General features: G+C 70.6%; 22 protein-coding genes and 2 pseudogenes. 11 read left to right on the forward strand and 13 right to left on the reverse strand.

Features of this window, described 5'->3' with window-relative positions:
* Positions 1-50: 50 nt before the first annotated feature.
* From cysC to IE242_RS25380, 6 genes are all read right to left on the reverse strand, one after another.
* The gene (gene cysC, locus IE242_RS25355) at positions 51-602 is read right to left on the reverse strand and encodes an adenylyl-sulfate kinase (protein WP_189863090.1); all 552 of its coding nucleotides are present in this window, start codon (positions 600-602) and stop codon (positions 51-53) included.
* Positions 603-666: 64 nt separating this feature from the next.
* Complete coding sequence (locus IE242_RS25360; RefSeq protein ID WP_189863092.1) at positions 667-1,974, reverse strand: glycosyltransferase family 4 protein; 1,308 nt, start codon at positions 1,972-1,974, stop codon at positions 667-669.
* Positions 1,971-2,432 carry a hypothetical protein gene (locus IE242_RS25365; RefSeq protein WP_189863094.1) on the reverse strand — a complete coding sequence of 154 codons (462 nt, stop codon included), beginning with the start codon at positions 2,430-2,432 and terminating at the stop codon, positions 1,971-1,973. Before IE242_RS25365 ends, IE242_RS25360 begins: the two co-directional genes overlap by 4 nt.
* Positions 2,429-3,340 carry a sulfotransferase family protein gene (locus IE242_RS25370; protein WP_189863096.1) on the reverse strand — a complete coding sequence of 304 codons (912 nt, stop codon included), beginning with the start codon at positions 3,338-3,340 and terminating at the stop codon, positions 2,429-2,431. Before IE242_RS25370 ends, IE242_RS25365 begins: the two co-directional genes overlap by 4 nt.
* Before the next feature lie 101 nt (positions 3,341-3,441).
* Complete coding sequence (locus IE242_RS25375; RefSeq protein ID WP_189863098.1) at positions 3,442-4,293, reverse strand: PaaX family transcriptional regulator; 852 nt, start codon at positions 4,291-4,293, stop codon at positions 3,442-3,444.
* Between the two features lie 55 nt (positions 4,294-4,348).
* A complete protein-coding gene (locus tag IE242_RS25380) occupies positions 4,349-6,007 on the reverse strand; it encodes an AMP-binding protein (RefSeq protein ID WP_189863100.1) in 1,659 nt (552 codons plus the stop codon).
* A gap of 524 nt (positions 6,008-6,531) precedes the next feature.
* Here IE242_RS25380 and IE242_RS25385 point away from each other — a divergent pair.
* Positions 6,532-7,056: a hypothetical protein gene (locus IE242_RS25385; RefSeq protein ID WP_189863102.1), complete on the forward strand. Its 525-nt coding sequence runs from the start codon at positions 6,532-6,534 to the stop codon at positions 7,054-7,056.
* A 53-nt stretch (positions 7,057-7,109) separates the two neighbouring features.
* Here the strand turns inward: IE242_RS25385 and IE242_RS25390 are convergent, their stop codons facing one another.
* The 6 genes from IE242_RS25390 to IE242_RS25415 all read right to left on the reverse strand — a co-directional run bounded on the left by IE242_RS25390 (position 7,110) and on the right by IE242_RS25415 (position 12,122).
* Positions 7,110-8,255: an RNA polymerase sigma factor gene (locus tag IE242_RS25390; protein WP_189863466.1), complete on the reverse strand. Its 1,146-nt coding sequence runs from the start codon at positions 8,253-8,255 to the stop codon at positions 7,110-7,112.
* A gap of 41 nt (positions 8,256-8,296) precedes the next feature.
* The gene (locus tag IE242_RS25395) at positions 8,297-8,704 is read right to left on the reverse strand and encodes a YciI family protein (protein ID WP_189863104.1); all 408 of its coding nucleotides are present in this window, start codon (positions 8,702-8,704) and stop codon (positions 8,297-8,299) included.
* Positions 8,705-8,890: 186 nt separating this feature from the next.
* A complete protein-coding gene (locus tag IE242_RS25400) occupies positions 8,891-9,373 on the reverse strand; it encodes an SsgA family sporulation/cell division regulator (protein ID WP_189863106.1) in 483 nt (160 codons plus the stop codon).
* Between the two features lie 13 nt (positions 9,374-9,386).
* Positions 9,387-10,043, reverse strand: a complete 657-nt coding sequence (locus IE242_RS25405) for an FMN reductase (RefSeq protein ID WP_189863468.1) — start codon at positions 10,041-10,043, stop codon at positions 9,387-9,389.
* A 59-nt stretch (positions 10,044-10,102) separates the two neighbouring features.
* Positions 10,103-11,188 (reverse strand): LLM class flavin-dependent oxidoreductase, encoded by a 1,086-nt coding sequence (locus IE242_RS25410; RefSeq protein ID WP_189863108.1) that lies wholly within the window; start codon positions 11,186-11,188, stop codon positions 10,103-10,105.
* A 97-nt stretch (positions 11,189-11,285) separates the two neighbouring features.
* Positions 11,286-12,122, reverse strand: coding sequence for an alpha/beta fold hydrolase (locus IE242_RS25415; protein WP_189863110.1), 837 nt, complete (start codon positions 12,120-12,122; stop codon positions 11,286-11,288).
* A gap of 326 nt (positions 12,123-12,448) precedes the next feature.
* On the opposite strand from IE242_RS25415, the pseudogene IE242_RS25420 reads away from it, so the two are divergent.
* Together IE242_RS25420 and IE242_RS25425 are read left to right on the forward strand one after the other, a co-directional pair.
* Positions 12,449-13,577: pseudogene (locus IE242_RS25420) on the forward strand (acyl-CoA dehydrogenase family protein).
* The gene (locus tag IE242_RS25425; RefSeq protein WP_229859430.1) at positions 13,577-14,005 is read left to right on the forward strand and encodes a RidA family protein; all 429 of its coding nucleotides are present in this window, start codon (positions 13,577-13,579) and stop codon (positions 14,003-14,005) included. Before IE242_RS25420 ends, IE242_RS25425 begins: the two are co-directional and overlap by 1 nt.
* Here the strand turns inward: IE242_RS25425 and IE242_RS25430 are convergent.
* Positions 14,002-14,220, reverse strand: coding sequence for a DUF5999 family protein (locus IE242_RS25430; protein ID WP_189863112.1), 219 nt, complete (start codon positions 14,218-14,220; stop codon positions 14,002-14,004). The genes IE242_RS25425 and IE242_RS25430 overlap by 4 nt on opposite strands.
* A 596-nt stretch (positions 14,221-14,816) precedes the next feature.
* On the opposite strand from IE242_RS25430, the gene IE242_RS25435 reads away from it, so the two are divergent.
* The 8 genes and pseudogenes from IE242_RS25435 to IE242_RS25475 all read left to right on the forward strand — a co-directional run bounded on the left by IE242_RS25435 (position 14,817) and on the right by IE242_RS25475 (position 24,322).
* The gene (locus tag IE242_RS25435) at positions 14,817-15,539 is read left to right on the forward strand and encodes a hypothetical protein (RefSeq protein ID WP_189863113.1); all 723 of its coding nucleotides are present in this window, start codon (positions 14,817-14,819) and stop codon (positions 15,537-15,539) included.
* Positions 15,540-15,828: 289 nt separating this feature from the next.
* Complete coding sequence (locus tag IE242_RS37975; protein ID WP_229859432.1) at positions 15,829-16,599, forward strand: helix-turn-helix domain-containing protein; 771 nt, start codon at positions 15,829-15,831, stop codon at positions 16,597-16,599.
* A gap of 12 nt (positions 16,600-16,611) precedes the next feature.
* Positions 16,612-16,761: pseudogene (locus IE242_RS39565) on the forward strand (hypothetical protein); the annotation flags it as partial.
* A 627-nt stretch (positions 16,762-17,388) separates the two neighbouring features.
* On the forward strand, positions 17,389-18,180 hold the full coding sequence (locus IE242_RS25455; RefSeq protein WP_189863117.1) for a thioesterase II family protein: 792 nt from the start codon (positions 17,389-17,391) through the stop codon (positions 18,178-18,180).
* Positions 18,181-18,254: 74 nt separating this feature from the next.
* The gene (gene hppD, locus IE242_RS25460) at positions 18,255-19,295 is read left to right on the forward strand and encodes a 4-hydroxyphenylpyruvate dioxygenase (protein WP_189863119.1); all 1,041 of its coding nucleotides are present in this window, start codon (positions 18,255-18,257) and stop codon (positions 19,293-19,295) included.
* Positions 19,292-21,787 (forward strand): aminotransferase class I/II-fold pyridoxal phosphate-dependent enzyme, encoded by a 2,496-nt coding sequence (locus IE242_RS25465; protein WP_189863121.1) that lies wholly within the window; start codon positions 19,292-19,294, stop codon positions 21,785-21,787. The genes hppD and IE242_RS25465 overlap by 4 nt, the downstream gene beginning before the upstream one ends.
* Positions 21,784-22,884, forward strand: a complete 1,101-nt coding sequence (locus IE242_RS25470; protein ID WP_189863123.1) for a prephenate dehydrogenase — start codon at positions 21,784-21,786, stop codon at positions 22,882-22,884. Before IE242_RS25465 ends, IE242_RS25470 begins: the two co-directional genes overlap by 4 nt.
* Before the next feature lie 205 nt (positions 22,885-23,089).
* The gene (locus tag IE242_RS25475) at positions 23,090-24,322 is read left to right on the forward strand and encodes a cytochrome P450 family protein (RefSeq protein ID WP_189863126.1); all 1,233 of its coding nucleotides are present in this window, start codon (positions 23,090-23,092) and stop codon (positions 24,320-24,322) included.
* Positions 24,323-24,336 lie beyond the last annotated feature (14 nt).

The following is a 24,336-nucleotide window of genomic DNA, read 5'->3' on the forward strand; positions in this document are numbered from 1 at the left end:
CGACAGGGCGTACGGGCTGCCGGTCTCCTCGGAGACGGTCGCGACGGTCGTCATGCCAGACCCCTCGCCGCCAGCAGCGCGTGCACCGCGTCCGCCGACTCCTCGGGGGTCTGCGACTGGGTCGGGAGCACCAGCGCGGGGTCGGCCGGCGGCTCGTACGGGTCGTCGACACCCGTCAGGCCCTTCAGCTGCCCGGCGGCCTGCCGCGCGTACAGCCCCTTGACGTCCCGCTCGCTGCACACCTCCACCGGAGTGGCGACGTGCACCTCGAAGTACGGCGTCCCGCTGGCGTCGTGGCGCTTGCGCACCGCCTCGCGGCTGTCGGCGTACGGGGCGATGACGGGGACGACCGCGAGGACGCCGTTGCGGGCGAGGACCTCGGCGACCAGGCCGATGCGCTGGACGTTGGTGTTGCGGTCCTCGCGGGAGAAGCCGAGGCCCGCCGAGAGGAAGCGGCGGATCTCGTCACCGTCGAGGACCTCCACGCGGTGCCCCTCCGACCGCAGGCGTCCGGCGAGTGTGCGGGCGATGGTGGTCTTGCCCGCGCTCGGCAACCCGGTGAGCCAGACGGTGGCTCCCTGAGTCCTGGACGTGGTGGTCATACGTGCTGTCCTTTCGCGGCGCCGCCGTGGCGCCGTTGTTCGTGGGGGGATTCGCTGAGCTCGCTCAGGCCGGTGAGCCTGCTGACTCCACTGGCTCCACCGACGCCGATCCGCCGGGTCCGCCGGGTCCGCCAGATCCGTCGACTCCGCCGAGTCCGCCGAGTCCGCCGAGTTCGCTGAGTTCGGTGAAGAGGCTCTCCCAGCGCGGGTGGACGGCGTCCGGGCCGTACGACGCGGCCGTGAGGACGGCCGCGGTCCCCATCTCGGCGCGCAGCTTCTCGTCGGACATCATCCTGGCCATCGCGTCGGCGAGCGCGTCGGGGTCCTCGGGCGCCACCAGCAGGCCGTCGACCCCGTGGGTGAGGACGTCGGCGGGGCCGGTCGGGCAGTCGAAGCTGACGACGGGCAGAGCGTGGCTCATCGCCTCGATCATCACCATCGGCAGGCCTTCGAAGCGTGAACTCAGGACGTAGAACGACGCCTTGGCGAGCTCGTCGTCGAGGCGGTCGGTGTGGCCCATCAGGAACACGTGGTTGTACAGGTGGTGCTTCTCGATGAGGGCCCGCAGCTGGGCCTTCTTCTCACCGCTGCCGTAGATCCTCAGCTGCCAGTCGGGGTGTGTCCCGACGAGCTTCGCCCAGGCAGGGATCAGCATGTCGAAGCCCTTCTGGGGGGCGAGCCGGCCGGCCGCCACGGCGATCCGCGACGCCCCGGGGTCGGCGGGCGCCTGGTCGAGGGAGTGAGCGGCGTTCGGGATGCGCACCACGCGGGTACCGGGCAGGAGTTCGGCGTACTCCTCCCGGTCGCGCTCGGTGAGCACGGCCACCGTGTCGAACGTCGGGTACGTCTGCCGGATGCGCTTCTGCACGTCGCGCCGGTGCGTGCCGTGGTTCATGTGCTCCTGGGCGACGCGGATCACGCCGCCCGTGGCGTGCTCGGCGGCCAGGAAGTTCAGCGCGGGGCGGGTGGTGACGAGGATGCCGTCGGTCAGCGTCCGCAGGTACGCGATGAGTTCGTCCTCGAGGTACCGGTTGAAGTAGCGGTAGCCGAACTCGCCCTGGGGGATGTGCCGGGCGGGCTCCTCCAGCAGCCGGCTGCGGCGCCGGTCGCGCCAGCGGGCGAGCAGACCGGACGGCTGCGTCCGGGCGCCCTCGCGCAGATCGACGACCGTGGAGACCCGTACGCGCTCGTCGAGCGGGAACTGGACGTCGTCACGGCGCCGGACCGCGCTCACCAGTTCGACGTCCCAGCCCGCCGCCACGAGGGAGTTGGCCTGGTTCATCACCGTACGGATGGTGCCGCCGCGGCCGTAGGCGTGCAGCAGCAGATAGCGGATCTTCGGCAGGGGGCGGCGCGGGCGGCGATCGGTCATGCCGTGCCTCCCGTGCGGCTGCGGCACTCCAGCGACAGGTTGTCCTTCACCGTGTAGTAGGGGCGCACGGCGAGACCGCCGACGCGCTGCTCCGGGTACACGAAGATCTTCTTCTTGCCGCGGACGTCGTCGAGGTGCCGTCCCGCGCGCAGCTCGGTGGAGCCGTCGCTGAGGTGGATGTCCCACTCCTCGACGGCCGCGTAGTCGGACGCGGCCAGGTCGGCGACGGGCCATTCGCTCTCGAAGCGGTCGCCCTGGAGCCGCGCGGGGTAGTCCAGGCGCCGGCCGGGGTGGGCACGGCGGATCAGTACGAGCCGCCAGTCGCCGTCGACGCCGTCAGTGCCGTCGGTGCCGTCGGTGCCGTCGGTGCCGTCAGTGGTCCGCCCGTGAATGCGTCCGACGAGTCTGATGCGGCCGTCGCGCGGCCAGACCTCGTCTATCTCGGCGTGTGGCTTCACTTGCTGTAACCCCACGCCTGGCACATGGGACGCAGGAGTCCCGGAATCTCGTCGTCCGCCGGCAGCGCGCGGCCCGTCTGCACGGCACCGCTCTTGATCTTGTCGCGCCAGTCACCGAGGCCCTTGACGACCTGACTGTCGTTCTTCTTGCCGTACTCGAGCATGGCCGGCTCGAAGTCGATGCCGAGGAACGTGCACAGTCCCCGCATCTCCTTCTCGGGGTCGGCGGTGATCTCCTCGTAGCGCACGGTGTATCCGCCGGTGATGCCCTTGCGGGCGTTGTCGACGGCCTTCATGTAGCGCAGCGCGTCGGCCGCGGCCTCCTCGTAGGTGCGCTTGCCGGGGTCGCCCTCGTGCCAGGAGCGGGCGATGGAGACGGGGTGGCGCAGCAGGAAGACGAACCGGGCGTCGGGCCAGCAGTCCCGGATGCGCCGGTACACGAACGCGTTGCTGGGCGTCTTCTCGACGACGAAGTCCTTGCCGGACCTGACCAGCTCCCGGTGCATGACCCGGTCCCAGAGCAGATGCTCCAGGTCACCGCGTTCCAGGTCGAGGGCGCTCATCGCCTTCTGTGACAGCTTGCTGCCGTAGCCGACCTCCAGCCGGCGTATGTGGAGCTCGTGCGGGGCGTGCAGCCGCGAGTGCGCGTTGAGCAGCATCCGCAGCAGCGTCGAACCGGAGCGCACCGGGGACATGATGAAGACCGGCTGCCTCAGCAGCCGGTCGGTGGCGAGATCCTCGGAGCCGGGACATCGGTACACCGGCGTGGGCTTCTTCGCCGCGGCCTTGGACGCCACCCCCTTGGACGTCGCCGCCTCGGGCTCGGCGGGTGCCGGCGGTGCGGCCCGCCGCACCTGGAGACCGGTCGTGGCGGTCAGCGCCCGGTTCAGATTGCGCAGGAGACTCATGCGTCACGACGCTAGGCAAGGATCCTGAGAAGAGGTGCGGAGAACTCTGAGGGTTGTCTAAGTGAACGGAAATGTGCCCGGGATCACGCTTCGGGCGTCACTCACCGTGCTTCGTCCGCTCCGTCTCCCGAGACTCCGACGAAGACGGCCCCCGCATCCCTCAGGCGTCCGTGCAGCGCCCGGAAGACAGCCGCCGACCGCACCCCCGGCCAGTCGCCGGGCAGCAGCGAGGCGGGCAGCCCGGGGTCCACGTACGGCAGCTGACGCCATGAGTCCAGCATGAGCAGGTAGTCCCGGTACGCCTCCTCCGGAGGGGTGTCCGTGCGCGCCTCCCACGCGTGCAGCACGCGCGCGTGCGCGTCGAGGAACGCCTCGTGCTGCTTGGCGATCGCGGTCAGGTCCCACCACCGCGCCACCGCCTCGGCCGTCGCCGCGTACCCCAGGTGCTCACCGCGGAACAGGTCCACGTACGGATCGAGCCCCAGCCGCCGGAGGCTGTGCCGGGTCTCCTCGTACAGCCGCGCCGGGGCGATCCACACCCCGGGGGCCGCGGTGCCGAAACCGAGGGCGGCCAGCCGGGAGCGCAGCACATGCCGCTTCTGCCGCTCCGACTCCGGTACGGAGAACACGGCCAGCACCCAGCCCTCGTCCTCGCCCGGGGACGCCGTCGCGTACACGCGCCGGTCGCCGTCGTCGAGCAGCTGCCGCGCCTCCGCCGACAGCGCGTACCCGGCCGCCCCGGCCGCCGTACGGGCCGGTACCAGCAGTCCGCGCCGCTTCAGCCGCGACACCGACGACCGTACGGAGGGCGCGTCGACGCCCACCGCGGCCAGCAGCCGGATCAGCTCGGACACGGGCACCGGACCGGGCACGGCGCGACCGTACGCGCCGTACAAGGTCACGATGAGGGAACGCGGGGCGTGCTGCGCGTGCTGCTCGGACACGTTGATCATTTTAAGTGTTCAACTACGTCGGCGTGCGCCGCCGTCGAGGCTGCCGAGGATGTCATCACTGGTCGTCGCACTGGTCGACAGGCTGGTCGGCGTGCTCGATGTCACCGCCACGCAGCCGGAACCGCTGGAGCTTGCCCGTCGCGGTGCGGGGCAGCGCGTCCAGGAACACGATCTCGCGCGGGCACTTGTACGGGGCCAGTTCCTCCAGGAGACGGGCACGCAGCGCCTCCGCGTCCCGTGCCGCTCCGGGCCGTACGACCGCGTACGCCACGGCCACCTGCCCGCGCTCCGCGTCCGGCCGCCCCACGACCGCCGCCTCCACCACGTCCGGGTGGCGCAGCAGGGCCTCCTCGACCTCCGGACCCGCGATGTTGTACCCGGCAGAGATGATCATGTCGTCCGCGCGCGCGACATAACGGAAGTAGCCGTCGGGCCCGCGGACGTACGTGTCCCCGGTGATGTTCCAGCCGCCCCGCACATACTCCGACTGCCGTGCGTCGGCGAGGTACCGGCACCCCACCGGCCCGCGCACGGCCAGCAGGCCGGGCGTGCCGTCGGGCACGGGGGCTCCCTCCTCGTCCTGCACGCGCGCGTGCCACCCCGGTACGGGAACCCCGGTCGCCCCGGGCCGGATGTCCTCGTCGGCCGCGGAGAGGAAGATGTGCAGCAGTTCGGTCGCGCCGATGCCGTTGATGATCCGCAGCCCGGTGCGCTCGTACCAGGCCCGCCAGGTGGCCGCGGGGAGGTTCTCGCCGGCCGAGACACAGCGCCGCAGGGAGGAGAGATCGTACGCGCGGCCTTGCCCTGATCCTGTTCGCAACTCGTTGAGCATCGTCCGGTACGCCGTCGGCGCGGTGAAGAGGACGGACACCCGGTGTTCGGCGACAGCGGACAACAGTTGCCGGGGGCCCGCCTGTTCGAGCAGCAGGGAACTCGCCCCGGCCCGCATCGGGAAGACGACGAGCCCGCCGAGCCCGAAGGTGAATCCGAGCGGGGGACTGCCGGTGAACACGTCGTCGGCGCGCGGCTTCAGCACATGCTCGGAGAAGGTGTCCGCGATCGCCAGCACATCGCGGTGGAAGTGCACGCACCCCTTGGGGCGCCCGGTCGTGCCGGACGTGAACGCGATGAGCGCGATGTCGTCGGCCGCGGTGTCCAGGGCCTCGTACGGCTCGGCGGGCGCCGGCAGACGGAAGAGGTCGTCGGGCGCGTCACCGCCGTACGTCGTGATCCGCAGCCCGGGAACCCCGGCCCCGGCGAGGTCGTCGACGGACCGCGCGTCGCACAGGGCGTGGCCGACCCGGGCGATGCGGCACATGGTGGCCAGCTCGTACGGCCGGTGCTGCGCGAGGACGGTGACCGCGATCCCGCCGGCCTTGAGCACGGCCAGCCAGCAGGCCGCCAGCCAGGGCGTGGTGGGCCCGCGCAGCAGCACCCGGTTGCCGGGGACGACCCCGAGGACGGTGCTGAGCGTGTGCGCGATCCGGTCGACGCGGGCGCGCAGCCCGCCGTACGACCAGGTCTCGCCGGAGGGGGTACGGAAGACCGGGCGCCCTGGACCGGCCCCCGCCCCGTCGAGCAGCTCGGCCGCGCAGTTGAGCCGGGCCGGGTACCGCGGCACGGGCGGACCGAGGAGAAGCTCGGGCCACTGGTCGCGGGGCGGAAGGTGATCGCGGGCGAAGGTGTCCTTGTGGGCCGAGATCGAGGTCTCCATGGCGGTGGGCCCCCTTTGCGGTGATGGTGCAGTGGCGGGCTCGCACCTGGAGCGTAGCGAGTCGGTGACGGCGGTCAACTCTTCGCGATATGGCGATACGGTCGGAGTCGCGCGTCGGGCGGGCGTCTCAATCACCGTGGTCGGCTGGGCATTCCGGGGTCTTTTTCGCATACCGTCGGTGATACTCGGAGCATGGGTACGGCAGCGTACGAAGTACCGGCCGCGTCCCAGGCCGTACGTGTCGGCTTGCGCCGGTCGCGGTCGACGGAGGCGGACAGCTCATGCCGTATCAGCTGCACCTCGCGGAAAACCGGCGAGGAAAGGATCAGCACCGTCAGCGCCGGCTGCCCGGGAACAGCGGTTCCTTCGGCAGCCGAGGCCAGCGGAGGTCAGCGGAGGTCAGCGGAGGTCAGTGGAGAAACCGGTTGCGTGTGAGCGCGCCGGTTCCCTGTGCGGGTGGGCGCCGCCGGAGCGTGGCGCTCGCCCGCGTGACTGCACAAGACGCACGAGATCCTGGAGGCGACATGGCGAGTCACCGGGCACACTGGGCGACGGGAGCGGCACTGGCAGCGGCGGTGGCGGTGGGTGTGACCGCGCTGAGTGGCTGCTCCGACGAGGGCGGCGGCTCCGCTCCCTCCGGCCCGGCCGCGTCGGCGGCGCAGTCACTGGGCGGAGCGGCCTCCTCCGCCGCGTCCTCGCTCTCCTCGCAGGCAGCCGGGGCGCTGGAGTCGGCGAAGGCCGAGGCGGGACGCAAGCTCGACCAGATCAAGGGCGGAGTCGACGCCAAGGGGGACGTGGTGCTCGGCGACCCGATCACCGGCAGCCAGGGACCGGCCACGGTCCCGGTCACCGCGCACAACAGCGCGGACGCGCAGAAGTCCTTCGCCGTGCAGGTCGACTTCACCGACCAGGACGGCAACCTGCTGGACACGGTCGTCCTCACCATCAACGACGTCCCCGCCGGCAAGTCGGGCGAGGCCAACGCCCACAGCACGCGCGAGCTGACGGGCGAGGTGCGCGCGGTGGTGCACCGGGCGGTGCGCTACTGAGACGCCGTCAAGCGCTGCCCCGGAGCCGTCGACCGGAATCCGGGTGCGACCCGTCAGTGGCGGCGGAGGGTGTTGAGCCGGGCGGCCCGGCGCGTCAGATGGTCGCGCTCGGCGAGGCTGGGTGCCTTGTGGGCCGCCTCGGCGTACAGCCGTGCCGCCGTCGCCAGGTCGCCGTCGCGCTCGTGGAGGTACGCGGCCACCGCGGTGTGGCGGGGCAGCGAGGCGTCCAGCGCCGCGAGCGCCGCCAGCCCGGCGCGTGGTCCGTCGGCCTCGCCGACGGCGACCGCGCGGTTGAGCCGGACGACGGGGCTGTCGGTCAGGCGCGCGAGCTCGTCGTACCACTCGACGATCTGCACCCAGTCGGTCTCCGTGGCGGTGGGCGCGTCGGCGTGGAGGGCGGCGACGGCGGCCTGGGCCTGGAACTCGCCCAGCCGGTCGCGGGCGAGGGCCGCCTGCAGAATGTCGACGCCCTCGGCGATCGAGGCGGTGTCCCACCGGCCGCGGTCCTGCTCGGCGAGCGGTACCAGGCTGCCGTCGGGCGCGGTCCGGGCGGCGCGGCGGGCGTGGTGGAGCAGCATGAGGGCGAGCAGCCCCGCCACCTCGGGGTGGTCGACCCGGGCCGCGAGCTGCCGGGTGAGGCGGATGGCCTCGGCGGCGAGGTCGACGTCGCCGGAGTAGCCCTCGTTGAAGACCAGGTACAGGACGCGCAGCACGGTGGCGACGTCGCCGGGCCGGTCCAACCGCACACCGGCCACGGTGCGCTTGGCCCGGCTGATGCGCTGCGCCATGGTCGCCTCGGGCACCAGACAGGCCTGGGCGATCTGGCGGGTGGTCAGCCCGCCGACGGCGCGCAGCGTGAGCGCGACGGCGGACGCCGGCGTCAGCGACGGGTGGGCACACAGGAAGTAGAGCTGCAGCGTGTCGTCCACCGCGGACGCGGGCCCGGGCGCCGGCTCCTCGTCGACGAGGTCCTCGCGCCGGCGGCGAGCGGCGTCCGCCCGCCGCGCGTCGAGGAACCGCCGCCAGGCCACGGTGACCAGCCACCCCTTCGCATCCCGCGGAGGGGTGGCCGGCCAGACGCGGACCGCCTCGACCAGCGCGTCCTGCACGGCGTCCTCGGCCGCCGCGAAGTCGGCTCCGCGGCGGACGAGGACGGCGAGCACACTCGGCGTGAGGCTCCTGAGCAGGGCCTCGTTCATCTGGGACACCTGATGGGACACCTGATGGGACACCTGAGAGGTCACTCCGTGACGGTGGGCGGCGCGGCCAGGAACGGGCGCACCTCGAGCCACTCGTGGATCGGCTTCCCGCCCGCCCCTGGGGCTGCCGACAGCTCCCCGGCCAGCTCGACGGCGCGCTCGTGGCTGTCGACGTCGATCACCATCCAGCCGGCGATGAGGTCCTTGGTCTCGGCGAACGGGCCGTCGGTGACCGGCGGGCGGCCCTCACCGTCGTACCGGACCCACGTCCCCTCGGGGGCGAGCGCTTGCCCGTCGACGAACTCGCCGGTCTGCTCGAGCCGGGCCGCGAAGTCGTGCATGTACTGCATGTGCGCCGAGATCTCCTCGGGCGTCCACCGGTCCATGGGCACGTCGTTGACCGGAGCCGGAGCGCCGCGGTAGTGCTTGAGCAGCAGGTACTTGGCCATCGTGATACTCCTCGATGCTGATGCGGCCCATTGTGGTCGCCTTCAGTACGGGGACGGAGCCGGTCACGGGTTCTCGACATGGCTGCCCGCATCTTTTCCGAGAACTTCCGGAACTCTCGTGGACGGGCCTCGGCCCGGTCCGCCCTTCCAGCCGCTGCCGTTGCTGCCACGGCCACCGGTTCCTGCTCACTCGCTCCCCGCCACCAGTTCCGCCACGACGCGTTCCAGGTCGATGTGGGCTCCCTCCGTGCCCGGCGGCACCACCATGTGGGTTCGCTCCAGGAACGCGGTGACCGCGGACGCCGCGAGGTCCAGCGCGGCGGCTCCCGCGGCCGACCGGACGATCACGCGCACGGCGGGGGGCCGCCTGCGGTACCGCGGAACCAGCAGCACGTCTCCGACGCCGGCGGGCCGGGTCAGCCCCTCCGCCAGCAGGCTGCGGGCGAACACCCAGTCGACCGTGCCGGTCGACGACGCTCCTGCAGAACCTGCAGAACCTGCAGAACCTGCAGGACCCACGGAGAGACACACGGCGTACGGGTCCGTGCTGTCGTAGCGCAGCTCGGCGGGCAGCGGGACCGGCGGTTCGTCCGCGAGGACGACGTGCACGACGACCTCGTGGACGACCGAGATGCCGTCGGCGGCACCGGGACGATACGGCTGAGCCATGTCTCGTCGGCTCTCAGTCGAAGCGCAGATCGGAGAGCTGCCGTTCGAGCGCGGTGACGTCGTCGTCCGCCTCGTGTCCCTCCTGTTCCTCCTGTTCCTCCTGTCCCTCCTCGCCACGGCCACGGGACATCAGCTCCGCGAGCTCACCACCCGCACGCCGTACGCGGCCGGGCAGGCCCTCCGTGTAGGCGTCACCACCGCTGCCCCAGTCCTCGGAGGCCGCGTACACCCCGGTCGGGACGACGACGGCGCGCAGGTAGGAGAAGAGGGGACGCAGGGCGTGGTCCAGGACGAGGGAATGGCGGGCCGTTCCTCCCGTGGCGGCGACGAGCACCGGCTTGCCGGTGAGGGCGTCCGGGTCGATCAGATCGAAGAAGGACTTGAACAGCCCGCTGTAGGAGGCGGTGAACACCGGCGTCACGACGATCAGCCCATGAGCTCCCGTCACGGCGTCGATCGCGGCGGCGAGGGGCGGCGCGGGGAACCCCGTCACGAGGTTGTTGGCGACCGCGACGGCCAGGTCCCGCAGCTCGACGACGTGTGTCTCGGCCTCCTGCCCCCGTTCGGCGAGGTCGTCGCGGGCCGACTGGACGAGACGGTCGGCGAGCAGACGGGTGGAGGACGGGGTGCTCAGCCCCGCGGACACAGCGACGAGTCTCGTCCGGTTCATCGGGTTCATCTGGTTCACCGGGTTCATCTGGCTCATCTGGCTCATCGGGTTCATCTGGCTCATCCGGCGGTCACCGCCCGCGCGTCCCGCAGCGAGCCATGGGTGGGCGCGTCCGGCACGTCGGCCGGCCGGCCGATCGCGAACTCCTTGCGCAGCACCGGCACGACCTCCTCGCCGAGGATGTCGAGCTGCTCCAGCACGGTCTTCAGCGGCAGGCCCGCGTGGTCCATCAGGAACAGCTGGCGCTGGTAGTCCCCGACGGTCTCGCGGAAGGACAGCGTCCGCTCGATGACCTGCTGCGGGGAGCCGACCGTCAGCGGCGTCTGCGCGGTGAACTCCTCCAGCGACGGCCCGTGTCCGTAGACGGGCGCGTTGTCGAAGTACGGACGGAACTCGCGCACGGCGTCCTGCGAGTTCTTCCGCATGAACACCTGCCCGCCGAGCCCGACGATCGCCTCCTCGGGACGGCCGTGACCGTGGAAGGCGTACCGGCGCCGGTAGAGCTGGACCATCTGCCTGGTGTGGTGGACGGGCCAGAAGATGTTGTTGTGGAAGAAGCCGTCACCGTAGTACGCGGCCTGCTCTGCGATCTCCGGTGACCGGATCGACCCGTGCCAGACGAACGGCGGCACACCGTCCATCGGGCGCGGCGTGGACGTGAACCCCTGCAACGGCGTACGGAACTTCCCCTCCCAGTCGACCACGTCCTCGCGCCACAGGCGCCGCAGCAGCGCGTAGTTCTCCTTGGCGAGGTTGATGCCCTCCCGGATGTCCTGACCGAACCACGGGTACACCGGCCCGGTGTTGCCGCGGCCCATCATGAGGTCCACCCGGCCGTCGGCCAGATGCTGGAGCATCGCGTAGTCCTCGGCGATCTTCACCGGGTCGTTGGTGGTGATCAGCGTGGTCGCGGTGGACAGGACGATCCGCTCCGTCCGCGCCGCTATGTAGCCGAGCAGGGTGGTGGGGGACGACGGTACGAACGGCGGGTTGTGGTGCTCACCCGTCGCGAAGACGTCCAGCCCCACCTCCTCGGCCTTCAGCGCGATCGCGACGATGGCCTTGATGCGGTCACGTTCCGAAGGAGTACGGCCGTCGGTCGGGTCGGGGGTCACGTCTCCTACGGAGAAGATCCCGAACTGCATGGACACCTCGTGATGTCGAGAAGGAGGGCGGATGGCGAAGGCGGGAGGAGGCTGCCGGGCGCCGGGCCCCCGCAGTGGGCGGCCCGGCGCCCCTCGGTCACTTCCGGAGGAAGGCGAGGAGGGCGGCGTTGACCTCCTCGGCGTGGGTCCACAGCAGGCCGTGCGGGGCGCCCTCGATCTCCACGTAGTCGGCGGACGGGAGCGCCTTGTGGAACGGCCGTGCGGTGGCCTCGACGGGAAGGATCCGGTCGCCCGTGCCGTGCAGGATCAGGGCGGGGACGTCGACGGCCGGGAGGTCGGCCCGGAAGTCGGTGTACCAGGTCGTCGGCGCGGCGGCCGCGGCGAAGAACCCGCCGCTCGCGGCGACGTTCCAGCTGTTGCGGACGGCTTCCTCGCTGATCCGCGTGCCGAGGTTCTCGTCCAGGTTGTAGAAGTCCTCGTAGAAGCTGGTGTAGTAGGCGTAGCGGTCCGCCTTGACGGCCGCGACGACACCGTCGAAGAACTCCTGCGGGGCGGCCCCGTCCGGGTTGTCGTCGTTCTTGAGCAGCCAGGGCTCCAAGGAGGCCAGGAAGGCGGCCTTGGCGACCCGGGCGGAACCGTACGTGGACAGATAGCGGGCGACCTCACCGGTGCCCATCGAGAACCCGACGAGGACGGCGTCCCGCAGATCGAGGGTCTCCAGCACGGTGTTCAGGTCGGACGCGAAGGTGTCGTAGTCGTAGCCCGTGGTCGGCTGGCTCGACTGCCCGAACCCGCGGCGGTCGTAAGTGATCACGCGGTAACCGGCATCCAACAGCACCGCGCTCTGCCGCTCCCACGAGTGCCCGTCGAGCGGGAAGCCGTGGATGAGGACGACCGGCTGCCCGGTCCCGTGGTCCTCGTAATAGAGGTCGATGGAGGTGGAGTTCTCCTGGCCGACGGTGATGTACGGCATGTGATGTTTCCTCGCTCGTTCTGGGAAGTACCAGGCAGGGGGAGAAGCCAGGCAGGGGGAGAAGCCAGGCAGGGGGAGAAGCCAGGCACGGGGAAAAGTGCCAGGCAGGGACGCGGCCACGCTAGAGCGGACACGGCGCCGCCGGTTGCCGCGCCGTGCAGCGTCCCTTGCTCCCGAACGAACTCCCGACCGGAACGTGTCGAGTCGGTGACGGCAGTCAACCAGTCGCGATACGGTCGAAGGTGCGCACTCACAGCTCACAGCCCATAGCTCATAGCTCATGACTCACGGCTCACGGCTCACGGGCGGAGAGGGAGGAATCCGGGATGACGGCGTTCTCGCTCTCCCCGGCGCAGCTCGCCCGCCGCACCGAGCTGCGCGCCCTCGCGGCGGAACGCCTGCGGCCCCTCGCGGAGAAGGGCGAGCCGGGCCGCGTCAACCGCCCGCTCGTCGCGGAGCTCGGCCGACTGGGGCTGCTGCGCGGCCTGTTCACCTCCGGCGCGCTGGACCTGTGCCTGACCCGGGAGTCCCTCGCCTACGCCTGCACCGAGGCGGAGACGGCCCTCGCCCTGCAGGGCCTGGGCGCCCACCCGGTCCACGCCTACGGCACCGACGCGCAGCGTGCCCGCTGGCTGCCCGGGGTGACGGCCGGCGAGGCGATCGCGGCGTTCGCGCTGAGCGAGCCGGGCGCGGGCTCGGACGCGGCGGCGCTGGCGCTGCGGGCGGACCGCGACGGCACCGGCACGGGTGCCCTCCTCGGCCGCTGGCGGCTCACCGGCGAGAAGTGGGATCTCGAACGCCCCCGAGGCCGACTTCTACACCGTCTTCGCCCGGACGGCCCCCGGCGCGGGCGCCCGCGGCGTCACGGCCTTCCTGGTCCCGGCGGACCGCCCCGGCCTCACGGGCACCGCCGTCGACATGCTCTCCCCGCACCCCATCGGCACCCTCACCTTCGACGCGGTACCGGTGACGGCGGACGACGTGCTGGGCGAACCGAACAGCGGCTTCCGGGTCGCCATGACCACGCTCAACCTCTTCCGGCCGAGCGTGGGCGCCTTCGCGGTCGGCATGGCACAGGCGGCCCTGGACACGACGGTCGAACACACCTCGCGCCGGGACGCCTTCGGCGGCAAGCTGAAGGACCTCCAGACGGTGGCCCACCAGGTCGCCGAGATGGCCGTGCGGACGGAGGCGGCACGCCTGATGGTGTACGCGGCGGCCACGGCCCACGACGAGGGAGCCCCGGACGTCCCGAAGCGCGCGGCGATGGCGAAGCTGCTCGCCACCGAGACGGCGCAGTACGTGGTCGACGCGGCGGTCCAGCTCCACGGTGCCCGCGCCCTGCGCCGCGGCCACCTCCTGGAGCACCTCTACCGGGAGGTGCGGGCGCCGCGGATCTACGAGGGGGCGAGCGAGGTGCAGCGGGGCATCATCGCGAAGGAGCTGTACGGCTGATGGGCACCGAGCGGAGCACCACGGACGCGCACCGGATGAAGCGCGTCAACCCTGCCGGCCTTTCCCCGGCAACGGGCTTCTCCCACGCGGTGGTCGCGACGGGGACGAGGGTCGTCTTCCTGGCGGGTCAGACCGCACTCGACGCCGATGGCAAGATCGTCGGGGACACGCTCCCGGAGCAGTTCCAGCGGGCGCTGGGCAACTTGCTGACGTCACTCGAGGCCGCGGGCGGCACTCCGGCCGACCTGGCCCGGGTCACCGTCTACGCCACGGACGTCGCGGAGTACCGGGCCCGTACGGCTCAACTGGGCGAGGTGTGGCGGCAGATGGTGGGCCGCACGTACCCCGCGATGGCGGTCGTCGGAGTCGTACGCCTCTGGGACGAACGAGCGCTGGTGGAGCTGGACGGCTTCGCGGTGCTGCCCTAGGCGGCGGTGGCGAGTTCCTCGACGGCGGGCTGCCCAGCGGACACGCGCCGCGGGGCGATCACGGTGCCGTCAGGCAGGATCTCACCGGTGTCGTCGAAGACGATCGCACCGTTGCACAGCAGGTTCCAGCTCTGCTCGGGGTGGAAGGCGACGATGCGCGCGGAGTCGCAGTCCGGACGATCGGCCGAGGGGCACAGGGGCTGGTGGGAACACATGGCGCGCCTCCACAAGGGTGGAACGATCGGCGGGGAGGCGGATACCGCCCCGCCCTGGTGCCGTGCTGCTTCCGTACTGCCGTACTGCCGTACTGCTATATCGCTGTACTGAAGACTCTGCGCGCACCCGGAAGTCACCGCCAAGCGCTGTCGAGGAAACGTGACAGCACCCGGACGTGCTGTGACACGACGCCGACATACCAGGGACGGAGCCACCGGGCACCACCCCCGTAGCGAGCATGACCTGGCGTGGGCTCGGTGAGCATCAGACAACCGCCTTGGGGGAGAGGCTGGGGGATCATGCTGCTGACCTGGTGGTTCGGTACCTGGTAAGGCAGTCGGTGGCGCGGCCGCGGAGCATCCTCGTTGACCGTGGCTGACCCCTGTATCCGGCACGGTTGTGGCACGAGCCTCAACCGACGGCAGTCAGCTTGATCTGGTGCGTTCGTTGTGCGCGGCCAGGCCATGCGCCCGTCAGGCCTGGGATTACCGGACTCAGCCATCAGGGCAGGTCTTGAGGGGGAGGCCATCCCAGCGGGCTCTCGTGACGAGTCTGTCCCCGGCCGCTGTAGCACATGCTCGAAGGAGACAGTTGCGTGAACACCCTCTCGGTAACGCTGGTCTCGGTATTGACCTCAGGTGTCATCTCCATGGGCCTCGTGTGGCTGACCAGCCGACAGCAACGGCTGGATATCAAGCGAACTCAACGCGAGACCCACAACGGTTCATACCTCAACCCCCTAAGGTGGCACACTGCTGAAGTGCACCATCGGCTCTCTCTCTACGCCACTGCCATCGATCGCCACGGCTGCTACCGACCTGCTCAGGTCCTCACCAAACCGCAGGACATCGATGACAAGAACGCCGACTGGTTCGCCGGAACAGGCGTCGCCCTGATCTCCAGCATCTGGATGACCGCATGCCTGTTTGCCCAGATGACTCGTACCCGCCACGACATACCGTTCCTGCGTCTGTCGGCGAAGGACGACACGAAGCTGGCTGCCCTGATACTGAAGGTCCATGTAGCGTTCGCTGCCTGTGACATTTACTACGCGACCCAGACCAGCCTCGGCACCGACGTCATCCTCGAACCCGATGGACGGGTGCGCAGTTACAGAGAGTTTTGCGAGCTCCTTTCGCAGCCGGATCGAAGGGTGTGGGCTGACCCCCTCATCTGGTTCCACCTCACCATCGCCAATGGTGAACGTCGTTCCAACCTTCAACGCGTCTTGGGCGCCCTTCAAGAGCTGTCCGGCTTCCTCGACGACAGCCTCGCCGGTGGTGCGTCACTGCGAGCCCGCTGGGATGCGGAGTTGTAGAGCAGGCCCGTGTGAAGGCTGGTCCGTGACGATGGCTTCTAGGCCCTGAGCTTGGGAAGCGACGGCGCTTGGGCGGGAGTGAGCCCGTGACTCGCGGTTTCGTGGAGTGCGGTCCGCAGTGCAGGTGACCGGAGACACTGCTGTAGACCGCTGTTCACCATCCGTAACGGCACGCGTAGGACACGACGCCCGGACGGCCGACCGGGGGAGGGGTGGGTGACCTGAAACGCCAGGCCCGAATGGGTAGGCGGCAGACCTGTGGTGCCGGGTTTGCGGTGGCGCACGCGTCGTGCGGGTCGTTTTCGCCTTCGACTCGACCTACTACTCCTCGACCGCGGCTACCGAGCTCGCCCACCGGGGTGTGCTCAGGGAGGCAAGTCGTCTGGGTGCCGACGACGTCCAGGCGGTGTTGCGGACGGCCGACGGTTCTGAGCTGGTGTTGCCTTCCGAGCTGGCTCGGATACTGATCGCTTCCGCCGGTGAGCTGGCTGCCGGGCATGCGGTGACCGTTCTCGCGTCGGAGACCGAGTTGACCCCGAAGGAGGCTGCTGAGCTGCCCGGCCTGTCCCGGCCGTTCGTGGTCCGGCTCCTGGACTCTGGTGGGATTCCCTCGGCCCACCTGCCTGGCAGTAGCCACCGGGTGGTGCGTCTTGCCGATGTCCTGGCGTTCCAGGCGCGTAGGGAGCGTGTGTTCGTCCGTGAGCAACGGCGTTCGGCCGCTTCGGCCGCTTCGGCCGCTTCGGCCGCTTCGGCTGCTTCGGCCGCGGCGGTCACCGGGCCGATTCGACAGTTCTTCGCGGACTGCGAGATCGACGAGGTGAGTACGTACATCTCGTCGACCTCATGCCCGGGGGGTGACCCCGATGACCGGCATCACGCGGCAGCCGCAATCGCGGGGAGCGCCGGGGCACTGATCACCTGGAACCTCGACGACTTCCCTGCTGGAGAGTCGGCCGAGCGTGGTCCGCGTGTCGTGGGTCCGGACAGTTATCTCTGCGAGCTCTACGAGGAGTGGCCCTGTGAGGTGCGTGAAACCGTCATCCGGCTGGCGGCGGAGTAGCGCAACCCACCCGTCACTCTTCACGACGCGCTCTCCCGCTTGGCCAAGGCCGGTGTCCCGCACTTCGTCGACCGCTTCGGGGAGTCGACAGTTAACCCCGCACCAGGTCGCCGCGTCCATGGAGGTCTCGGCGCCTCGCGTCTTCGCGCTCGAGCACGGTGAGACGGACCGGGCCGAGGTGGTGAGGCTTCGGGCCTCTGCGGAAGCACTGGGCTATCGGCTGCGTGTGGTCGCGGGCTTCGGGGACGCGGAGTAGACCGTGGCCTGAGCGGGATGCCGCTTCCGCTCGCCTGGCACGGGCAGCAGGCCGAGCACCGTCTCCACGAGTCGGCATCACGGTCAACCGCAACGCCGTCCCGAACGACCCGCGCCGCCGATGGTGACGTCCGGTCCGCGGATCGGTACGCCGGGCAGGCCGGCTCGCACAAGGTGTCCCTGGGAAAGGTCATCAAGACGATGAAGGAGACCGGGGCGGGCATGAGCGTGAAGTGCAAGGAGACCGCCCGGGGTGGGTCGGCGGTGAACATCATCGAGTGTTGAGGGATCACGAATTCGATAAGCTGTTGACTACTCCGCTCCTGTTGTTTCCACAGGCCACCGAACCCGCCCGAAAAAGGGTTGGTTGTCGTCTTCGGTACGGGTTCGTGCGAGCGTTTTCCGCATGGCGTCGGAGCGTATGTCTCACTGGCCCGCCGAAAAGCCATTGAAGAATTCACGGCACCTGCTCCGCCGCCCGGTGCCGCCGGGTACGGTCTCCTGCGTCAGCCGCAGACGTCGAGGGAGTCCAAGGTGTCCAGGTCTCTGCTCCGCCCCCTGCCGCGCCCCCGGGCCACCCGGACCCTGCTGTGCCTCAGCTTCTGCGGCGGCGGCACGGCCCTCTTCCGGCCCTGGGCCCATGCCCTGCCCGACGACGTGGAACTCGCGCTGTACTGCTATCCCGGGCGCGAGAGCCGCTTCGGCACGCCGTTCGCCGCGGACTGGGACGGTTTGATCAGCGATGCCCTGGAGGGGGTGCGCTCCGTCGCCGGCCGCCCGTACGCACTCATGGGCCACAGCATGGGTGCCTGGGTCGCCTTCGACCTGGCGCGCCGCGCCCCGCGCGCGGCCGTCGCCCCGCCCGAGGCGCTGATCGCCTCCGGCGCGGACGCGCCCTCGCACTGGCAGCAGGTGAAGCACACGGTGCCCGGCCCCGACGACACCGACGGGGTCCTGCTGGACTGGATGATCGGCAACGAGCAGATCCCCGAGGAGTTGCGGGGCGTCCCGGACGTGCTGCGGATGGCCGTCGACCTTCTCCGCGCCGACATGCGGGTCATGGACAGCTACCGGTACCGCGACGGTGAGCGGGCGCCGGTTCCGGTCCAGGTGCTGTACGGCGAGCAGGACGGGACCGAGGAGGGCGCCGAGCGGTGGCGGCTGCTCAGCCCGAAGGGGTTCGAAGCGACCCGACTCCCGGGCGGCCACTTCTACACGCCCGAGGTCTGGCCCCGGCTCCCCGAACACGTCACCTGGCTGCGGCCACATGGCTCCGGAACCACCACCGGCGGAGTCGCCCCCCACAACGGTATGCAATTTATTTAATCTGGCCTCCCTCGCGCCGACACCCACTGCCTAGGCTGCTTTTCAGCGAGTTGTACACGCGAGGCAATCGTCGGATGGGGAACAAAGTGACCGCGCACGACGTAGAGTACATAGAGATCTACACCAGCGACCAGCAGAAGACCACGGACTATTTCGTGTCGATGTTCGACTTCCGCGAAAAGGCTAAAGGTGTCGCGGAAGGATTGGATTCGGTACTTCTCGTCCAGAACGAACTCCATCTCATCGTCTCCGCGGGGCCGCGAGCCGCCGAGTTCCTCACCGCGCACGGGGACGGCATCTGCGACATCGCCTTCTCCTGCGCGGACTCCGCCGAGGTGCGGGAGACCGCGATCGCGGCCGGAGCCGTCAGCCTGGCCCCGGCCGGCTCGCCGACGCCCGTCCTGTCCGGCTTCGGCAACGTACGCCACACCCTCGTCCAGCGCGCCGCCGGCCAGGAGCGCGGGCTGCCCGAAGGCTGGTCCTGGACCCCGGTGCCGACCCCGGCCACCCCCGTCGGCGCCGCCCCCAAGCTGCGCCTCCTGGACCACATCGCGATCTGCCTGGAAGCGGGTCGGCTCCACGACGTGGTCCGCTTCTACATCGACGGATTCGGCTTCGAGCAGTACTACAGCGAGTACGTCACCGTCGGAGAGCAGGCCATGGACTCCATCGTGGTCCGCAGCCCCTCCGCCGGGATCACCTTCACCATCATCGAGCCCGACCCCACCAGGGAGGCGGGTCAGATAGACGCGTTCCTGCGGCGCAACGGGGGCGGCGGTGTCCAGCATCTGGCGTTCCTCGTCGACGAGATCGTCCCCGCCGTCCTGGATTTCGAGTCCCGCGGCGTCCAGTTCCTGCAAACGCCGGGCACGTACTACGACGCCCTGACGGAGCGGATCAGCGACCTCGACGAGGCGATCGCCGACCTGCGCAAGGCGAACGTCCTCGCGGACCGCGACGAGTGGGGCTACCTGCTCCAGCTCTTCACCCGGTCCCCGTTCGAGCGACGCACGCTCTTCTTCGAACTCATCCAGCGGCAGGGCGCCCAGGGTTTCGGCAGCTCCAACATCCGAGCGCTCTACGAGGCCGTGGAGCGTGCCCGGGAGATCTCGTGACTGCTCACCCCATCGAGCCGTCCGCACGACCCCCTTTGTCTCTCGACGACTTCCAGACGCGGGCCCGCGCCCGCGTGCAGCCCGACGTCTGGGACTTCATCGAAGGCGGGGCGGGCGAGGAGCGCACCCTCGCCGCCAACCGGGAGGCGTTCACGCGCACCTGGCTGCGCACCCGCGTCCTGACCGGTGCAGCGGAGAGCGATCCGCGCACCGCCCTCCTCGGGCGGCAGTGGGCGGCACCGCTGGCGATCGCCCCAATGGCCTACCACACGCTGGTGCACCCCGAGGGAGAGATCGCCACCGCCCGGGCGGCGGGCGCCGCGGGCGTCCCCTTCATCGTCTCGACCTTCGCCGGGACGTCGTTCGAGGACATCGCCCGCGCCACCGACTCCCCACTGTGGCTGCAGGTCTACTGCTTCCGCGACCGCGAGATCACTCGCGGCCTCGTCGAGCGTGCCGAGCGCGCGGGCTTCGAGGCCCTGGTGCTCACCGTCGACACCCCGCGCCTCGGCCGCCGGCTGCGCGACCTGCGCAACGGCTTCCGGCTGCCGCGGCACATCACCCCCGCCAACCTCCCGGCGGAGAGCGGCGACTACTCCTCCCCCTCTGAGCACAGCCGTACCGGCCTGGACCCCTCGCTCGACTGGTCGGTCGTCGGCTGGCTGAGGTCGGTGAGCCGTCTGCCGGTGCTCGTCAAGGGCGTGATGACGGCGGAGGACGCCGCGCTCGCGGTCGCCGCGGGGGTCAACGGCGTGGTCGTCTCCAACCACGGTGGACGCCAACTTGACGGCGTCCGACCGACGTTGGAGGCTCTCGGCGAGGTCGCCTCCACGGTCGACGGCCGTTGCGCGCTCCTGCTGGACGGCGGAGTACGTCGCGGCGCCGATGTCCTGACGGCCCTGGCGCTGGGCGCCGACGCCGTCCTCCTGGGGCGCCCCGTCCTGCACGGGCTCGCCGTCGCCGGCCAGGAGGGCGTGGCCCAGGTGCTCGATCTCGTCGTCGACGAGCTGACCGAGGCGATGACGTTGACCGGGACCGCCACGGTCGCCGCCGCGGACGCCTCGCTGCTGACCGCCCCGGGCGGGCCCGTCGCCGCGGCGCGCGCGCCCGCCTCCGCTCCAGGTGCCCTGCCCGTGTCCGGATCCCCCACTCCCGTCTCCGGAGAGGCGGAGCTGCGCCGGGAGCAGCTGCACAGCAGCGTGTCCGACCCGGTTCTGGACACCATGACCTTCCTGAACGAGATCACGGGCCGTTTCCCCGAGGCCGTCTCCTTCGCCCCCGGCAGGCCGTACGAGGGGTTCTTCGACACGGAGGAGATCTTCGGGCACATCCGCCGCTACGTCGATCATATGGCGGCCGGTGGCGCGACACCCGACGACATCAGGACCACCCTCCACCAGTACGGTCCGACGGCCGGGATCATCCGTGAACTCATCGCCGATTCGCTCCGCATCGACGAGGGCATCGACGCGGCGCCGGAGTCCGTCGTCGTCACGGTGGGCGCGCAGGAGGGGATGCTGCTGGTTCTCAGGGCGCTCTTCGGTGACCCGCGGGACGTCCTGCTGGTCGCCGGCCCCTGCTACGTCGGCATCACCGGAGCCGCCCGGCTGCTCGACATCACGCTCCGGTCGATCGAGGAGAGCGAGGCGGGCATCGACTGCGCCGTGCTGGAGGCCGCCGTCGTCGCCGAGCGGGCGGCGGGACGGCGCCCCCGGGTTTTCTACGTGGTCCCCGACCACTCCAACCCCTCGGGCAGCACCATGTCCCGAGCGGCACGTGAGGAACTCCTCGCGCTCGCCGCGCGGTACGACCTGCTCATCCTTGAGGACAGCCCCTACCGGCTCGTCAGCCCGGGCCGTCGGCAGCCCACCCTGAAGTCGCTCGACAGGGCACGCCGGGTGGTGCACCTGGGCTCGTACTCCAAGACGGTCTTCCCCGGTGCCCGCATCGGGTTCGTCGTCGCCGACCAGCCCGTCGTGGACGAACGGGGCAGCAGCCTCCTCGCCAACGAACTCACCAAGATCAAAAGCATGGTGACGGTGAACACGCCGGCGCTCAGCCAGGCGGTGGTGGCCGGGGCGCTGCTGGCCTCCGGGGGTAGTCTCGCCGTGCACAACGAGATTCCCGCGAAGCACTACGGCGAGGCCCTGCGCGTCACGCTGGAACAGCTCGAGGAGCAGTTCACCGCCGCGGGGCTGCGGGAGCGCGGCGTCAGCTGGAACCGGCCCAGTGGCGGCTTCTTCCTCTCGGTGCGCGTCCCGTTCACCGTGGACAACGCCTTACTGCTGCGCTCGGCCCAGGAGTTCGGTGTCATCTGGACGCCCATGTCGTACTTCCACCCGGAGTCGGGCGGCGAGCGCACGATCCGGCTCTCCTTCAGCTATCTGGGCCACGCGGAGATCAAGGAGGGCATCAGGCGGCTGACCGCCTTCCTCCGCGCACAGACAGAGCGGTCCGCGAACGACCGGCACACGGCGGGACGTGACACATGAAGAACGCGCTGATCGTCGGGACGGGGCTGATCGGTACGTCGATCGCCCTGGCACTGAGCAAGAGCGGGGTCACCGTCTACCTGGACGACCGGGACACGACGGCGGCCAGGACCGCGGAGGCGCTCGGTGCGGGATTCCTGGCACCGCCACCGGACCGGGTCGACCTCGCCGTGCTCGCCGTGCCACCCGCGCACGTCGGCGCCGTGCTCGCAGTCTGCCAGCAGAAGGGCCTGGCACACGTCTACACGGACGCCGCCAGCGTCAAGGCGCGGCCGCACGACGAAATCCGGACTGCCGGCGGCGATCCGGCCACGTATGTCGGCGGTCACCCGATGGCGGGCGCCGAGCGCTCCGGGCCGCTCGCCGCCCGGCCCGACCTCTTCGAGGGCAGGCCATGGGTCCTGACACCCTCGTCGCAAACGGACCGCGCGGCCCTCAACCAGGGCTTGGAGCTGGTCTCGCTCTGCGGCGGTGTACCCATCCTCATGGACACCGACGCCCACGACCAGGCCGTGGCCCTGACCTCGCACGCCCCGCACCTGGTCTCCGCCATAATGGCCGCGCGGCTGGCGGAGGCGCAGGGCGAGTACATCCGGGTGTCGGGCCAGGGGCTGCGGGACGTCACCCGCATCGCCGGGGGCGACCCCGCTCTGTGGAGCGACATCCTGACGGCGAACGCCGACGCGGTCGCCGACGTCCTGGAGGCGTACGCGGGCGACCTGGACCGGATCATCTGCGCGCTGCGCGCCCACGACAGCGACGAGGAGCCCGCGCGCGCGAAGGCTCTCGCGGACCTGGAGGAGCTGCTGTGGCGGGGCAACCGCGGCCACGCCAGGGTCCCGGACAAGCGCAGCGCCCTTCCCACCGAGTTCATCGCCGTTCCGGTGGCCGTCCCCGACCAGCCCGGCGCTCTCGCCCGGTTGTTCTCCGCGGTGAGCGGCGCGGGGGTCAACATCGAGGACGTACACATCGAGCACTCCCTCGACCAGCCTCGCGGTCTGGTCGAACTGCTCGTGGACTCCGGGTCGGTGACGAGCGTGCGGCGGTTGCTCGACGAGAACGGCTGGGCCTGGCAGGAGGACGTCCCGCTGGTCTAGGACGCGTCCGGTGCGGACCCGCGTGGCCGGCCCCGTACGGGGCGCATCGAAGTCCTTGATGCAGGCTCCGCACGCCGTCGTGGGCGCTGCTATCAACGGTTCGACGGGGTCACCGCCACGTTGCCGCGCGGCAGCGGAACATCACCGCCGTCGCCCACTCATGTCCGCGCCACGCGGGGCGGACCGACCGGAAGGAACCCGCACCATGTCCCAGGAGACCCTGCAGGCGCCGGAACCCGAGGTACTGGCAGAGGACTTCCTCCTAGACCCGTACCCCACGTACGCCCGGCTGCGCGAGCGGACCCCGGTCGCGCACCTCGTGCTCAACGGCATGCCGATGTGGCTGGTGGTCCGCTACGCCGAGGCGCGCGCCGCGCTGACCGAACCCGGCCTGGTCAAGGACGCGGAGCGGAGCGCCCGGGTGATCGCCCGGCGCATGGGCGTCGAGCCCGCCGAGCAGCCCGAGAAGTCACTGGGCGAGCGGATGCTGGTGAACCACATGCTCAACATGGATCCGCCGGACCACACCCGACTGCGCAAGCTGGTCGCCAAGGCGTTCACGGCCCGGCAGATCCAGGGCATGCGTCCGCGGATCGAGCGGATCGTGGCCCAGCTCCTCGACGGCATCGCCGGGCAGGAGGAGGTCGACCTCCTCAAGGTGCTCGGGTACCCCCTGCCGATCACCCTGATCTCCGACATGATCGGCGTTCCCAAGGCCGACCAGGCCACCTTCGGGGCCTGGTCGAACATCCTGACGATGGCGGGCCGGCCGGAGGAACTCCAGCAGGTCGCCGACCAGATGGCCACCTATCTGGTCGGGTTGATCGCCGACAAGCGGGCAGCTCCGGCCGACGACCTGATCACCGGGTTGATCGAGGCCCGCGACAACGGCGACCGGCTCAGCGAGAACGAGCTGGTGTCCATGGTCTTCCAGCTCCTGGTCGCGGGTTATGAGACGACCACTCACCTCATCGGTAACGGCGTGCTCGCTCTGCTGCGCCACCCCGACCAGCTCGCCGCGCTGCGGGCCGACCGGTCCCTGCTGCCGGGCGCGGTCGAGGAGTTCTGCCGGTACGACAACTCGCTGCACCTGTCCACCATCAGCATCACCGCGCAGCCGGTCGAGATCGGCGGGGTGCGCATCCCGGCTGACGAGTTCGTCCTGGTCTCCTTCGGCTCCGCCAACCACGACGCGTCGCGCTTCCCTGACCCGGAGCGCTTCGACATCCGTCGCCCGACCGGCGGGCACCTGGCCTTCGGACACGGTCTGCACCACTGCATGGGGGCGCCCCTGGCCCGGTTGCAGACCGAACTCGCCCTGGGCGCGCTGCTGGACCGTTTCGAGCGGATCGAACTGGCCGTGCGGCCGGACGAACTGCGGTACCAGATGAACGCGACACGTGGCCTGGAGGCGTTGCCCGTACGGCTGGTCCGGTAATTCCTTTTCCCGCA

Source organism: Streptomyces poonensis, assembly GCF_014650915.1.
In the GTDB taxonomy this organism is placed as follows: domain Bacteria; phylum Actinomycetota; class Actinomycetes; order Streptomycetales; family Streptomycetaceae; genus Streptomyces; species Streptomyces poonensis.